General features: G+C 65.7%; 11 protein-coding genes. 8 read left to right on the top strand and 3 right to left on the bottom strand.

The features are described from left to right. Positions 1-49 precede the first annotated feature (49 nt). Positions 50-574 carry a hypothetical protein gene (locus tag ASC68_RS27050; protein WP_156387472.1) on the bottom strand — a complete coding sequence of 175 codons (525 nt, stop codon included), beginning with the start codon at positions 572-574 and terminating at the stop codon, positions 50-52. A gap of 312 nt (positions 575-886) precedes the next feature. On the opposite strand from ASC68_RS27050, the gene ASC68_RS27055 reads away from it, so the two are divergent. Beyond that, positions 887-2,878, top strand: coding sequence for a family 43 glycosylhydrolase (locus ASC68_RS27055; RefSeq protein WP_055887323.1), 1,992 nt, complete (start codon positions 887-889; stop codon positions 2,876-2,878). A 149-nt stretch (positions 2,879-3,027) separates the two neighbouring features. Further along, positions 3,028-5,325, top strand: a complete 2,298-nt coding sequence (locus tag ASC68_RS27060) for a Tex family protein (RefSeq protein WP_055887325.1) — start codon at positions 3,028-3,030, stop codon at positions 5,323-5,325. Positions 5,326-5,526: 201 nt separating this feature from the next. On the opposite strand, the gene ASC68_RS27065 is transcribed toward ASC68_RS27060, so the two are convergent. Further along, positions 5,527-6,027 carry a hypothetical protein gene (locus ASC68_RS27065; protein WP_055887327.1) on the bottom strand — a complete coding sequence of 167 codons (501 nt, stop codon included), beginning with the start codon at positions 6,025-6,027 and terminating at the stop codon, positions 5,527-5,529. Beyond that, positions 6,027-7,199, bottom strand: coding sequence for a hypothetical protein (locus tag ASC68_RS27070; protein WP_244488532.1), 1,173 nt, complete (start codon positions 7,197-7,199; stop codon positions 6,027-6,029). The genes ASC68_RS27065 and ASC68_RS27070 overlap by 1 nt, the downstream gene beginning before the upstream one ends. A gap of 251 nt (positions 7,200-7,450) precedes the next feature. On the opposite strand from ASC68_RS27070, the gene ASC68_RS27075 reads away from it, so the two are divergent. From ASC68_RS27075 to ASC68_RS27100, 6 genes are all read left to right on the top strand, one after another. After that, complete coding sequence (locus ASC68_RS27075; protein ID WP_055887330.1) at positions 7,451-8,491, top strand: GntR family transcriptional regulator; 1,041 nt, start codon at positions 7,451-7,453, stop codon at positions 8,489-8,491. Positions 8,492-8,586: 95 nt separating this feature from the next. Then, positions 8,587-10,122, top strand: a complete 1,536-nt coding sequence (locus ASC68_RS27080; RefSeq protein ID WP_055887333.1) for an ABC transporter substrate-binding protein — start codon at positions 8,587-8,589, stop codon at positions 10,120-10,122. Positions 10,123-10,399: 277 nt separating this feature from the next. Further along, a complete protein-coding gene (locus ASC68_RS27085) occupies positions 10,400-11,572 on the top strand; it encodes a Xaa-Pro peptidase family protein (RefSeq protein WP_055887337.1) in 1,173 nt (390 codons plus the stop codon). A gap of 180 nt (positions 11,573-11,752) precedes the next feature. After that, a complete protein-coding gene (locus tag ASC68_RS27090) occupies positions 11,753-12,733 on the top strand; it encodes an ABC transporter permease (RefSeq protein WP_055887340.1) in 981 nt (326 codons plus the stop codon). Between the two features lie 4 nt (positions 12,734-12,737). Further along, a complete protein-coding gene (locus ASC68_RS27095; RefSeq protein WP_055887343.1) occupies positions 12,738-13,580 on the top strand; it encodes an ABC transporter permease in 843 nt (280 codons plus the stop codon). An 18-nt stretch (positions 13,581-13,598) separates the two neighbouring features. Continuing rightward, positions 13,599-14,546, top strand: coding sequence for a succinylglutamate desuccinylase/aspartoacylase family protein (locus ASC68_RS27100; RefSeq protein WP_055887347.1), 948 nt, complete (start codon positions 13,599-13,601; stop codon positions 14,544-14,546). The last annotated feature ends 29 nt before the right edge of the window (positions 14,547-14,575 follow it).

Genomic DNA, 14,575 nt, shown 5'->3' on the forward strand with positions numbered 1-14,575 from the left:
AATACCGGAACATGCGGTACATATGACAGATCGTACCGTTTGCCCCGGTTCAGTCCTGCGTCTCAAGTCGCATGATGATCTCCTGGTCGTGATGCCCGAAGCCGCGTCCGAAGATGTTGACCCCGCCGGGACAGGTGGCGTCGGCGGCGACGCCGATGCGCAGCCGAATCGACTGGGCCGCATCGAGTTGCAGGTCGGCCAGCGACACCGACGAGATTTTCTGTCCATCGAGAAAGCTGCCGGCGCTGGTGACGCGCCAGTTGGTCAGTTCACCGTGATCGGATCCGTAGCGCGCCCAGCCGCCTCTCGGCTCGTCCTGACGATAGCGGCTGGCCCGCAGGGTCCAACTGCCGAGCTCGACGTCATTGACCCAAATCGAGATCGCGCTCGGCCAATCGGGCGAGGTTCCGGGCGCATCGGATCCAAGCTCCATGGAGAACTCGAGGGCCCGGACCGGTGGGCCGGGGCGATAGGAGAAGCGATACTCGACGAAGCCGCCGGTAAACCAGAGAAGCCCGGCCTTCACCCGTCCCGGATCGAGGAATGTATCGGGCATATCGAGCAGACCGATCACGCCATCGACGGCTCGCAAGCCGCACGGCGCGCAGACGCTGAAGCTCGTATAGAGCCCCAACGGCACCGAGGCCTGGAACAGACCGCCCGCTTCCACCCGGCAGACCCTCACTCGCAACCAGCTCAGGGACGATGCTAGCACGGGCAATATGGGCCCTGCCACGGATTGCGTACAATCGGACAAAATGTCTACGCAATCCATCGCAAGTCCGGCCTTGTATGTGATCCATATCGCCTATTGAGGTAGAGACGGGCCGGAAGCAGCGGCCGATTCATACACCCCTCTTGCGCCCCCTCTTGACGGAACACCTCCATGACACCGGCAAAGCCCACCTGGACCTCGGATAACGGCGACGGGACCTTCACCAATCCGCTGTTCTACGAAGAGTTCTCCGACCCCGATATCATCCGGGTCGGCAGCGTCTACTACATGACGGGCACGACGATGCATTGCATGCCGGGCCTGCCGGTGCTGCGATCCGCCGATCTGGTGAACTGGACCCTCGTCTGTTACGCCTTCGACCGGCTCGACCTGGGGCCCGCCTTCCGGCTCGAGGGAGGGGAGGTCTATGGTCAGGGCATCTGGGCCCCGTGCATCCGCTACCGCGACGGCACCTTTTACATCTTCTCCAACGTCAACGGGCAGAAGACCCAGATCTTCACCGCCAGCGATCCGGCCGGCCCGTGGGTGCGCAGCGAAGCCGAGTACAACTATCACGACCTGACGGTGTTCTTCGACGATGACGGGCGCGCCTATGTGGTCTGGGGCTACCGCAACCTCAGGATCGCCGAGCTGGATCCGAGCCTGCACCGGGTCATCCCCGGCACCGAACGCGACCTGACGCCGCCCGACAGCCTGATGGGCGAGGGCGCGCATTTCTACAAGGTCGACGGCAAATACCTGATCACCAGCGCCTGGTTCGCCGGACCGATGCGCATGCCCTGCGCCCGCGCCGACAGCCTCGATGGCCCCTGGGAGATCAACCCCGCCATCTCGATCGACGAGGATTTCGGACTGGTCGAAGGCTATAAGATAAAGGGCGCCGGTATCCCCTTCACTCTCGAGCCGCCGTTCGAACTGGTGCCACCCAACCCCGCCAGCAACGGCCGGCTCAACCTGCACCAGGGCGGTATCGTCGACACGCCTGATGGCGAATGGTGGGGCTGGTCGATGATGGATTACAACTCGCTCGGCCGGCTGACCTGCCTGTCGCCGATCACCTGGCAGGACGGCTGGCCCTATTTCGGGCTGCCCGGCAATCTCGGCCGTACCCCGCGCACCTGGGTAAAGCCGTCAGCCGCCCCCTCGCCTGTCGCCCTGCCCTGGCCCGAACGCAGCGACGATTTCGATGACGCTGCGCTCAATCCGCTCTGGCAGTGGAACCACGTGCCGGTCGACGACAAGTGGTCGCTCGGCGAACGCCCCGGCCACCTCAGGCTCCACACCCTGCCGGCGGCAGATTTCTGGCAGGCGCGGAACACGCTGACCCAGCGGGCGGTCGGGCCGATCTCCATCGTTTCGGCCGAGCTTGACGGTTCTGGTCTGGTTCCCGGCGACGTGGCTGGTCTCGCGCTACTCGGCATGCCCTGGCGCTGGGTCGGGCTGGCGCGGACGGCGGCCGGCGATGAGATCCGCGCCTTCGACTACCAGACCGGCCGAACAATCACCGTGCCGGCAGCGGGTTCGCGGGTCTGGCTGCGCGCCGAGTGCGACTTCCTGACCGAGCTGGCCCAGCTCAGCTTTTCAACCGATGGCGAAAGCTTCACGCCCATCGGCGAGCCGGTGATCATGGTGTTCCAGCTCAAGACCTTCCAGGGCATCCGCTACGCGCTGTTCGCCTACAACGAGGTCGGACGCGAAGGCGGTCACGCCGATTTCGACCGCGTCAGCATCGACGAGCCGCATCCGCGCGGCCTGATGCAGCCGATTCCGGCCGGTGAGACCGGTACGCTCGTCCTCGCCAACGTCCCCGAGATCGGCCTCGCCACGGCGCTGGGCACCATCATCGGCGGCACACCCGAGCCGCTCACCGTCACGCCGGTCGGTCTCGGCCGTGTCGCGCTGCGTCACACCGGTGGTGTGCTGTCGGTGACGGCGGGCGGCGTCGTCACCGTCGGCGGCATGGCCGGTGAGGCGACGCAGTTCCAGTGGATGGAAACGCCCACGGGCGAGGTGACGCTGATGGCGCTCGCCACCAACCGCTTCCTCCGCATCGCCCCGGACGGCGCAGTCCGCGCCGACAACCCGGGCCCGAGGCCGGACGGCAAGGACGGCACGCGGTTCCGGTTTGTGCGAGCAATGTGACGGACTGCGTCCTCCTGCAACATCGGGTTTACCGCTGAAGCCTGCAGTCAGGCTGCAACATCTGATTGCCGAGGAAATCGTGCCGCGCCGGGTGTGAGCTCTGGTCCGAGGCGACTATGGTCGCGCCAGCCAAATCAAGAAGTAGCCTCATGTCCCAACTCGACACCCGCATCGCCGCCCAGATCGCCACCGAAATCGCCGCCCGCCCCGACCAGGTCCGGGCTGCCGTGGAACTGCTCGATGGCGGCGCCACGGTGCCGTTCGTCGCGCGCTACCGCAAGGAAGTGACGGGCGGCCTTGATGACACCCAGTTGCGCTTGCTGGCCGAGCGGCTGACTTATCTCCGCGAACTGGAAGCCCGTCGCACCGCGATCCTCAAATCCATCGACGAACAGGGCAAGCTCACCGTCGAGCTGACCGCCGCCATCACTGGCGCGGCGACCAAGGCTGAGCTCGAGGACCTTTATCTGCCGTTCAAGCCCAAGCGCCGGACCAAGGCCGAAATCGCGAGGGAACGCGGCCTTGGTCCGCTCGCCGAAGCCATCCTCGCCAATCGCACCGCCGATCCCCTGTTGCTCGCCGAGGGGTACATCACTGAAGAGGTGCCCGGCAGCAAGGAAGCGCTCGAGGGCGCCCGCGACATCGTCATCGAGGGCCTGTCGGAAAACGCCGCCCTGCTCGGCCAGCTCCGCACCTATATGCGCGACAAGGCCATGCTCAGCGCCAAGGTGCTGAAGGGCAAGGAAGAAGCCGGGGCCAAGTTCTCCGACTATTTCGACCATTCCGAACGCTGGAACAAGGTTGCCGGCCACCGCGCCCTCGCCATGATGCGCGGCCGCGATGAGGAGTTCCTCAGCCTCGAGATCGAGGTGGATGCCGACGTCACCGATCCGATCAAGCCTGCCGAGCGGTTCGTTGCTGCCGCGCTCAATGCACAAGGCAATGGCGCGGGCGACAAATGGCTCCGCGAAGTGGCTGGCTGGGCCTGGCGCACCCGCCTGCGCCTCTCGCTCTCCATCGACCTGATGGTCGAGCTGCGCGAGCGCGCCGAGCTCGAGGCCATCGGCGTCTTCGCCCGCAACCTCAAGGATCTGCTGCTGGCGGCCCCTGCTGGCGCCCGCGCCACCATGGGGCTCGACCCCGGCATCCGCACCGGCGTCAAGGTCGCGGTCATCGATGCCACCGGCAAGCTGCTCGACACCGAAACCGTCTACCCCTTCCCGCCCCGCAACGACGCGCTGGGCTCGCAGGCCGCCATTAAGCGGCTGATCGAGAAGCACGGCGTTGAGCTCATCGCCATCGGCAATGGCACCGGGAGCCGCGAGACCGAAAAGCTGGTCGCTGACCTGATCGAGCGCCTGCCGGCGCCGAAGCCGACCAAGGTGATCGTCTCTGAGGCCGGCGCGTCGGTTTATTCCGCCTCCGAGCTGGCCGCGGCCGAGTTCCCCAATCTCGACGTGTCGCTGCGCGGCGCCGTCTCCATCGCCCGCCGCCTGCAGGACCCGCTGGCCGAACTGGTCAAAATCGAACCCAAGGCGATCGGCGTTGGCCAGTATCAGCACGATGTCGACCAGTACCGGCTCGGCCGCTCGCTCGACGCCGTGGTCGAAGACGCCGTGAATGCGGTGGGCGTCGACCTCAACACTGCCTCGGCACCGCTGCTGGCGCGGATCTCCGGCCTTGGCCCGTCCGTCGCCGAAGCCATCGTCTCGCACCGCGACGCCAATGGTCCGTTCCGCTCCCGCAAGGCGTTGCTTGAAGTGCCGCGGCTGGGCCAACGCACCTTCGAGCAGAGCGCCGGATTCCTGCGCATCACCGGCGGCACCGAGCCGCTCGATGCGTCTTCAGTGCACCCTGAAGCCTATGGTGTCGCCCGCCAGATCGTCGCCGCGTGCGGCCGCGATCTGCGCAGCATCATGGGCGACAAGTCGGCGCTCGCGGACCTCGATCCGCAGCGCTTCGTCGATGACCGCTTCGGCCTGCCGACGGTGCGCGACATCCTCGCAGAACTGGAAAAACCCGGCCGCGACCCGCGCCCCGCCTTCAAGACCGCGACCTTTGCCGAGGGCGTCGACGATATCAAACACCTCAAGCCCGGCATGTTGCTGGAAGGCACCGTCACCAACGTCGCCGCCTTCGGGGCATTCGTCGATATCGGCGTGCATCAGGACGGGCTGGTGCACGTCTCCCAGCTGGCCGACAAATTCGTCAAGGATCCGCACGAGGTGGTCAAGGCCGGCGACGTGGTCAAGGTGCGCGTCGTCGAAGTCGACGTGCCGCGCAAACGCATTGGCCTCAGCATGCGCAAAGAGATCGACCCCACCGCCCCACGCGACCGCCCCCGCGACCCGCCGGTGCGCGCCAACCAGCGCGTACCGCAGCAGGCGCCGCGCAGCACTGGGTCGTTGGGGGACATGCTCAGCGAGGCGATGAAGAGGAAGAAGTAGAGCGCAGAGCCCGCACTTGCGGTCCGGGTGATGGAGCCTTGGGCTCTAGCAGGTCCTCTCCTACCCACCGGCTGTCATCCCAGCGAAAGCTGGGACCCAACTATCCGCTGGTGCGAGCGGTGAAATGGGTCCCAGCTTTCGCTGGGATGACACCGAGTTTGAGGTGATTGCCGTGGGTCGGACCGCTGGTCGGCACGCGCTTCAGCGACGCTCCCCAAACACTGCCGCCAGATACGCCATCGTCGCAAACGGCATCACCTCGTCCACCCGGGCCAGCCGCCCGGCCGTGTAATACCCGGCCTCATGCAGCAGGTTGAACGCCCCGATGGTTTGCCCACCCACCACAATCGGCAGGTTGGCGATCGACTCGCAGCCGAGCGACCCAATCAGCTGCCAGTCGGCGAAATCCACCGCGATCGCTTCGAGGCTGAGTGCGGTATAGATCTGCTGCCGGCCGATCAGCGTTTCGGTCCACTGGTTGTCGGGGATCGACTTGAAGCCGCCGACCGCATAGGCCTCAGCGTTCTGGGTGTAGAGCCGGCGCAGCCGGCCGGCCGGCACGTCGAACAGCGTGGCGGTGGTGAGCTTGCTGCCGATCGCCTCGCCGATCAGCCCGGCGACGAAATCGAACATCGGTTCAGCCGGACCGGATTGGCGGACCAGAGCCAGAAAAGCCGGCCAGTGCCTGTCGAGCGAAGCCATCACACCGTCCAGAAATCGCGTAGCGTCGAGGGGGTGTGCATGTTGCCGTAGAGATAGGCCCAGAACTCGGTGCGCCTCTCCTTGGGCACCTTCTCCCACACCGCATGGGTCGATGTATCGCCACACCAGTAGCCGTAAACGAACGGCGCCCTCAGGCCGTGGCGGAGGAAAGCGATGCGGTTCTTCGCCGTTTCGAGATCCTGATAGCCGGCCTCGGCGATGATCGGCGCCACCTCCTCGTGCGAGCGGCCTTCGGCATGCAGCATCCAGGCGGCGTTGCAGCGGAGCGCCGCGCGCAGCCGCTCGAGCGTCATGCCGACGACGTCCTCGGGGGTGTTGATCCAGTCGAGGAAGAACCAGCCATTATCGGCGATGCCTTCGAACAGCGCACTGCTGGCGGAGCTGGTCACCACCTGCGCGCCGTCGAGCGGCATCTTGCCCTCGGCGACATAGCGCTGGCGCAGCGCCATGTGCACCAGGTGCCCGGGAAAGGCCTCGTGGCAGGCGAGGTGCTTGATGGCCGAGCGGGTGAAGGGCATGGCGAGGTTGAGCCGCATCTTGCGTTCGGGAAAATCGCAATAGGCGGTGAACGGCACGTCATCGAGCCGCACCGGCTCGAGCCATTCGTCGTTCATCAGGTACATCATCTCACTGGTGCGGCGGCGCGCCTCGCGCGTCACCTCGCCCATGGTGGCGAGCACCTGATCGGCCGGCACAAGGCTATCGGCTTCGAACCGCCCCACATCCTCGGCCAGCGAGCCGCCGCGGTAGCCCAGCTCATCGAGGTTCTCCCGGATGGTGCGGCGGTAGCCATCGAGGATTTCGTCGCTCACCAGTTGCGTGTCGACCCGCATCTGCCGGCGCAGCCGCTCGGCATAGGAGATCTGCCGGCCCTCAAAAGTGTCGAGCAGCGCCAAGAGCGAATCCACCATTTCGGTGAGGTAAGCGCGGCGCAGCTCGCTCTCGGCCTCGCCGGGAATCCGCGCCTGCAAAGCCTCGAGCCGGTCGCGCGCCTCGGCGTAACTGGCGAGCGCATAGGGCTCGACCTGCGCCATCGCCACCGGGATCAGCCCCTCGCGATCAAGAAAACTCTGGGTGCGCGGCACATCGCGATAGAGCCGGTCGAGGCCGGCGGTCAGCCGCGCCAGTTCCAATCCCAGTTGCATGCTCATCGCCGTTCCTCACCCCTAATTGACATAGCAAACTAGAACACCATCAGACGGCCCGCCGCCAGTGGCACAGATCGACTTTCGTTGCATATGGGGTGCGAACCGCGGCCGGAACCGGCCCTGCTCTGCCGATAACACGCTGTTTTGCATGACATTTGAGCAGTCGACAACGTGTGCACGAATTTTGCTCGTCACCCGATTGTCATCCGCAAAGATGAGCGCTACCGTCGAGGTGTATCAGGTGGTTAGAACACATGTTCTCGATCGACGCCAACAGCATCGACAAGTCCCTGCCCGTGCCGGTCGGCACGCAGCTCTATGGCCTGTTGAGCTATGCGCTGTCGTTCGGCGGCATTGCCCATGGCACCCGCCTGCAGTCGGTCCGCCAGCTCGCCGCCGAGCTCGGCATCGCGCCGATGACCGTGGCTCAGGTCTATCAGCGGCTGCGCGATGCCGGTCTCGTCGAGATGAAGCACGGGCTCGGCGCCTTTGCCGTTTCCGACATGAAAAAGCACGGCGTCGACAACCTGCCGGTCTCCTCGCTCCGCGCCGATATCGAGGTGCTGATCGGCAAGGCCGAAAAGCTCGGCATCTCGACCCTGACGCTCAATTCGATGATCAACGCCCAATCGCTGCTGCGCCGCCCCAAGGCCGGGCTGAAGATCGTCTTCGTCGCGATCTTCGAGGGGCCGGGGCGGGATTATGTGGCGCAGCTGAAACCGGTGCTGGCGACCAACGACCAGGTGCAGTTGGTGACGCTCGACTCCCTCAGGGTCACCGAGGAGCTGCGCCGGATCAGCACCGAGGCCGATATCGTCCTCACGTTCCTCCATCGCGAGGCCGAGGTGCAGGCGCTGATCCCCGAGGCGCGGGTGCTGGGCCTCCGCTTCATCCCCTCGGTGCGCACGCGCCAGGCGCTGGCCGGGCTCGACCCGCGCACCCGCATCGCCGCCGTGACCTATTTCGAGGAATACATCGCCATCATGCGGCCCAGCGTGCGCGAGTTCGCGCCGCACGTCTCCGATATCCGCGTCACCTGGCTGTCGTCGCCGGACCTCGGCGAAGTCATCGCGCAATGCGACGCGGTGATCTTTGCCTCGGGCGCCGACCATGTGGCCGACCTGGTGCAGCCGGGGGTGCCCTGTTTCGAATACCGGCATGCGCCGGATCCCGGTGCGCTCGAGGGCGTGCTCGTGCCGCACCTCGCCGACCTCCGCCGCAGCAAGATTGCCGGCAACGAAACGGGACCTGAAAGCGGCAGCGATGCCGCCGAAAGGGGCGTCGCCGAGGGGTGAGACCAAACCAACCCCTGTCGCCTTCGAGGGTGGAACACAGCTGTTCCTGAAGGCGCCAGGGCAATGACTGCAACAAAGTTCACAGGGGAACGGGAATGAACAAACTACTGCTGCTGACCACCGCCATCGTGGCGCTGGGGGCGATGCCAGCGACCGTCACGCTGGCTCAGGACAAGGCGATCGTGATCGGCACCGACGTCGATGCCGGCACGCTCGATCCGCGCCTGACGCGCGACACCACCGCCTATCGCACCGCCGACCTGATCTATGCAGGCCTCGTGCACCTCACGGCCAAGCTCGAAGCGGTACCGGATCTGGCCGAGAACTGGGAATCGCCCGACCCGCAGACCTACATCTTCAAGCTCCGCTCTGGCCTCACCTTCTCGGACGGCTCGCCGCTCACCGCCGACGACGTGGTGTTCACTTATGAGAGCGTCATCAATCCCGATTTCAACGCCCCCGACCGGGCGCTCTACAGCCCGATCAGCAAGATCGAGGCGGTCGACCCGCAGACGGTGAAGTTCACCCTCTCGGCGCCCTATGCGCCGCTCTTGAGCTATCTAGACAAGGGGATCGTGTCGAAGGCGGCGGTCGAAGCCGGCAAGGACCCGGCCACCGATCCGGTCGGCGCCGGCCCGATGGTGCTCACTGCCTGGAACCGGGGCAGCGACATTGTGCTCAAGGCCAACCCGAGCTATTGGGGCGGCGCCCCTGAAGTGACCGATGTCACCGTCAAGATCATCGGCGACAATTCGGCCCGCGCCCAGGCCTTCGAGGCCGGCGATCTCGACGTCATCCAGTCGCCGCTCTCGCCCAACGACATCGAACGGTTGAAGGCCGATACCCGCTTCGGCAACGTCATCACCGCCGGGCTGGGCGTCACCTACATCAACTACAACGTCAAGGACCCGCTATTGGCCGACCCCGGCATGCGGCAAGCCTTCTCGATGCTGATCGACCAGAATTCGATCGTCAACGACATCTACCAGGGCGTCGACGAGATCGCCTCCTCGATCATCCTGCCCTCCTCCTGGGCCTATTCGGCCGATATCAAGCAGCCGACCTTCAGTGTCGAAGGCGCGGTGGCCAAGTTCAACGAACTGGGCTGGAAGGATACTGACGCCGACGGCATCCTCGACAAGGATGGCAAGAAGCTGACGGTGACGCTCTCTACCCATAGCGAAGACCCCAACCGCGTGCAGTCGGTCGAGCTGACCCAGGCGCTGATGCAGTCGGCCGGCGTCGATGCGCAGGTGCAGATTACCGACTGGCCGTCCTTCTCCACCAACTACGTGCAGAAGGGCCTGCACCAGATCGCGCTGCTCGGCTGGCTCAACATCGTCGATCCGGACCGGCTGCTATTCGGCCAGCTGTCGACCGGCGGCTCGACCAACTGGGGCGGCTATTCCAACCCCGAGGTCGATAAGCTCTTGCAGGAGGGCCGCTCGTCGCTCGACCAGGCGGCACGCGCCACCGCCTACCAGAAGGCGGCGACCATCCTCGCCTCCGACCTCCCCTACTTCATCATCTCCGACCAGGGCTACCAGCTGTTTTACAAGCAGCCCTTCCCGGTCGAAGTGCAGGCGACCCCACGCGGCAATTTCCGCGGCCTGATCGGCATGGACGAATAAGTCCCTGCCCCTCCCCCGGCCGGCGCCCGCTGCCCAGGCGCCGTTGGTTTCGGTTCCACGGATGCCCGACACCACCACCGGTGTCATCCCAGCAAAAGCTGGGATCCATTTCGCGGCCCGTACCAGCGGTGAGTTGGGTCCCAGCTTTCGCTGGGATGACAGCCGGTGGGTGGGGCGAAGATCGAGTGCCGAACCTAACACCGAGGATGATCACCTCATCCATGACTGCAGACGTTTGATTTTGCGCTTTTGACCTCAAAGCGCCCGAGGAGATGACATGACGTTTTCGCAGCGCCTTGGCGCCGATTTCTATGCCCGCGTCCATCGCGATATCCGCGCTCGCATGGCCGAGACCGGCGTGGACCTGCTGCTGCTCGATGCCAATGACGATGTCATCTACACCACGGGGTTTTCGCACTACACCACCGAGCGGCCGGTGGTCTTTGCCATCAGCCAGACCAGCGCCTGGCTGCTGCTGCCGCGGCTCGAACAGGGGCATGCGGCACACCAGATCATCGCCGCCGAACCGGTGATCTATTTCGAGTTTCCCGGGGTCGACAAACCCTTCGACGTGCTGGCGCGGGCGCTCCCGGCCCAGACCGGCACCGTCGCCCACAGCTACGGCATTGCGTTCGGCCGGATCGCGCAGATCTCGGCGGCCTTCCCCAATGCGAAGGTGGTGCCCTCCAACATCGTCCAGCAGATGCGGCTGAGGAAATATCCCGAGGAGATCGTGCTGCACCGCGAGGCAGCTCGCATCTCCGACGAGATGGTACGCGCCGGCGTGGCGCTGATCGGCGAGGCCGTGCGCCAGGGCGGCGAGCTGCCAAGCGAGATCGAAATCGAGCAGCACGTGTCGCGGCACGCCATGAACATCATGTATTCCGAGCACGAGGAGCTGATGCTGGTGCAGGGCCTCGCCTCGGGCCTCGTCTATTCCGGCATCCGCTCGAGCTTTCCGCACGGTATGCCGACCGGCAATCCGGTGAAGCGGGGCGAAAGCCTGATCCTGTCGCTCGGCTGCCGGGTCGGCGGCCGGGCGGCCGAGAGCGAGCGCACCTTCTTTATCGGCGAGCCCTCGGCCGAGCAACAGAGGCACTACTCGGTAGCCTATGAGGCGCAGAAGCTGGCCACCGCCGCGCTGATCGCCGGCCACACCTGCGCCTCCTCGGACAACCTGGCGCTCGGCTATATCCGCGCAGAGGGCATGGCTGACAATGCCCTGCACCGGGTCGGCCACGGCATGGGCATCATGTTCCACGAGTCCCCCTGGATCGAGGCCGGCGACCAGACCATCCTCGAACCCGGCATGATCGCCTCGAGTGAGCCCTCGATCACCATCCCCGGCTTTGCCGGCTACCGCATTGCCGACACCGTGCTGGTCACGACAGAGGGGCCGGACAGCATGACCCATTATCCGCGGCGCATTGAAGAGATCGTCATCGCATGAGGTGGGGGGTTCAGCATATCCACCGGCCTCTCGGTAATCCTCTCCCGCGTGGCGGGGGAGGNNAGCCCAAGCGGGCGAGTCTTGCCGCCCCCTCCACCGCCTTCGGCGGTCCCCCTCCCCCGCCACGCGGGGGAGGATTGCGGAGAGTTCCGCGCACGTCCCCGCACCGCGGGGGCCGCGATGCTAGCCTATGTCGTTCGCCGGCTGCTGCTGCTGATCCCGATGGCGGTCGGCATGATCGTCGTCACCTTCGGGCTGCTGCTGCTGGTGCCGGGCGATCCGGCCGCCGTGCTGCTCGGCCCCGAAGCGTCGCCCGAAATGATCGCCAACCTCCGGCGTACGCTGGGGCTCGATGACCCCTGGTATATCAGGCTCGGCGCCTATTTCTGGCAGCTGCTGCATGGCGACCTCGGCCGCTCGATCTTCCAGAGCGCGCCGGTGAGCGAAATCATCGGCGGGCGCATCGGCGCGACCATCGAGCTCGCCGTAGTGGCGCTGCTGCTCGCGACCCTGATCGGCGTGACGCTGGGCGTCCTCGCCGCGGTGCGCCAGGGCTCGCTCGTCGATACCGCGACGATGCTGCTGGCGCAGCTCGGCGTATCGATGCCGGTCTATTGGCTGGGGCTCCTGCTGATGCTGGCCTTTGCCGTGCAGCTCAACTGGCTGCCGGCGATCGGTCGCGGCGCGCCGATGCCCGAGGCGATCATCGCGGCGCTGAGCGGCCGGCCACAGGTGCTGTGGGATTCGATCCTCCACATCCTCCTCCCAGCTCTGGCGCTCGCCGCCAATTCGGCGGCGATCATCTCGCGGCTGGTGCGCACCTCGATGCTGGAAGTGCTGCGCGAGGATTTCGTCCGCACCGCCTATGCCAAGGGGCTGCGTCGGCCGCGCGTCGTGGTGCGCCATGCGCTGCGCAACGCGCTGCTGCCGGTCTTGAGCGTCATTGGCCTCCGCTTCGGCGCGCTGCTCGGCGGCGCCGTGCTGGTCGAGATGATCTTTGCCTGGCCCGGCCTTGGCCAATTGACCTTTTCGGCCGTGTCGCAGCGCGACCTGCCGCTGATCCAGGGGATCGTTTTGACCTTCGCGCTGATCTTCGCGCTGGTGAACCTCGTCGTCGACCTGCTCTACGCGCTGGTCGACCCACGCGTGCGGTTGGGTTAGCGCCATGCGGATTCCCAAACCCCTGCGTAACCCCTCGCTGGTGATCGGTGGCCTGATCATCCTCGCGCTGGTGTTCCTCGCCGTATTCGCCCCACTGCTGGCGACGCACGGCGTCGACCAGCCCGACATGCGCAACCGCTTCTCGCTGCCCTCGGCCGCACATTGGCTGGGCACCGACAACTTGGGGCGTGACCTGTGGAGCCGGCTGATCTTCGGGGCGCGCATCTCGCTCTCCATCGGCATCATCTCGGTTACCGTCGCGGCGCTGATCGGCACCAGCGTCGGCCTGGCCGCCGGCTATTTCGGCGGCTGGGTCGATATGCTCTTGATGCGGATCACCGACGTGTTCCTCGGCTTTCCCGCCGTGGTGCTGACCCTCGCCATCGTCGCGGTGCTGGGGCCGGGGATCGTCAATATCTCGGCCGCCATCATCGCCGTCACCTGGACCGAATATGCCCGGGTGGTGCGCGCCACGACGCTGGTGCTGCGCGAGCAGAACTATGTGCAGGCCGCCAAGGCGCTCGGCGCCAACTGGCCGCGCATCCTGTTCATGGAAATCCTCCCCAATACGCTGGGGCCGATTATCGTCCTCGCCTCGCTCGGGCTCGGCACCGCGGTGATCATTGAATCGGCGCTGAGCTTTCTCGGCTTCGGCCTGCCGCCGCCGACCCCGACCTGGGGCTGGACCCTTTCTTACGGCACCCGCTTCATCCGCGACGAGCCGTGGCTCTCCATCATTGCCGGGGCCACCATCATGGTGACGGTGCTCGGCTTCAACCTGCTGGGAGACGGGCTGAGGGACATCCTCGATCCGCGCCAGCTCACGCGCCTGGGCGCCAACAAGTAGGACTAAGGACGACAAACGATGGTCAAGCAGATCAACAAGCTGAGGCCCAAGTTCACCACCCACGCCGATGGCAGCGATGCCGTGCTGTTCATCCACGAACTGGTCGGCGACCAGGATGGTACCACCGTCGGCATCTCCGCCTCGATCCACGGCAACGAGAATGCCGGCTCGCAGGCCATTCTCGAGCTCTATCGCACGCTCAAGGACATGCCGCTCAAGGGCCGCATCCTGCTGCTGCCGGTCGCCAACCCCAAGGCCTTCGCGGTGAACCACCGCTTCACCCCGCTCGACGAGCTGAACCTCAACCGCGAGTTCCCCGGCGACGATCGCGGCAACTACACCCAGCAGCTCGCCTTCGCCTTGGCGCGCGACTATTTCGACAAGCTCGACGCCAATATCGACCTGCACTCGGGGACCGACCGCCCGACCGTCGACTATGTCTATATCTGGAGCGACGAAGGGCTTTCGCGGGCCTTCGGCTCGAAGATCCTCTACCGCCCGACCACCGGCAAGACCGGCACGGTCTATACCGGCACCACCAAGACGGTGACCATCGACCGCCGGCCCGAGATGAAGGTGACCACCATCGAGCTCGGCGGCGGCATCGTCGACCAGGGCCCCTATGTGAAGCGCACCGTCGACGGCATGCTGAACCAGCTGCGCTATCTCGGCGTCATCGCCGGCGACGTCGTCGCACCACCCAAGCAAGTGGTGGTGACCGAGCTGGTCGGCATCCGGCCCAAGCATGGCGGCTGGCTCGAGCCGCTCAGCCCCGCCAATGGCGAGATCATCAGGGGTGGCCAGCTGCTCGGCCGGGTCGTCAGCCCGTATGATTTCGAGACCATCGAGGAGATCCCCACCCCATTCGAGAACGGCATCATGGTGATGCAGCATTTGAGCCGCAACCTGGTCGAAGCCGGCGATTACGGCTTCATGGTCGGCAATCTCGACGGCGCGGAGCAGTAACGGGTGGCGCAGTTGGCGACGAGCACGGT

Origin of the sequence: Devosia sp. Root105 (assembly GCF_001424865.1) — a bacterium.
GTDB lineage: Bacteria > Pseudomonadota > Alphaproteobacteria > Rhizobiales > Devosiaceae > Devosia_A.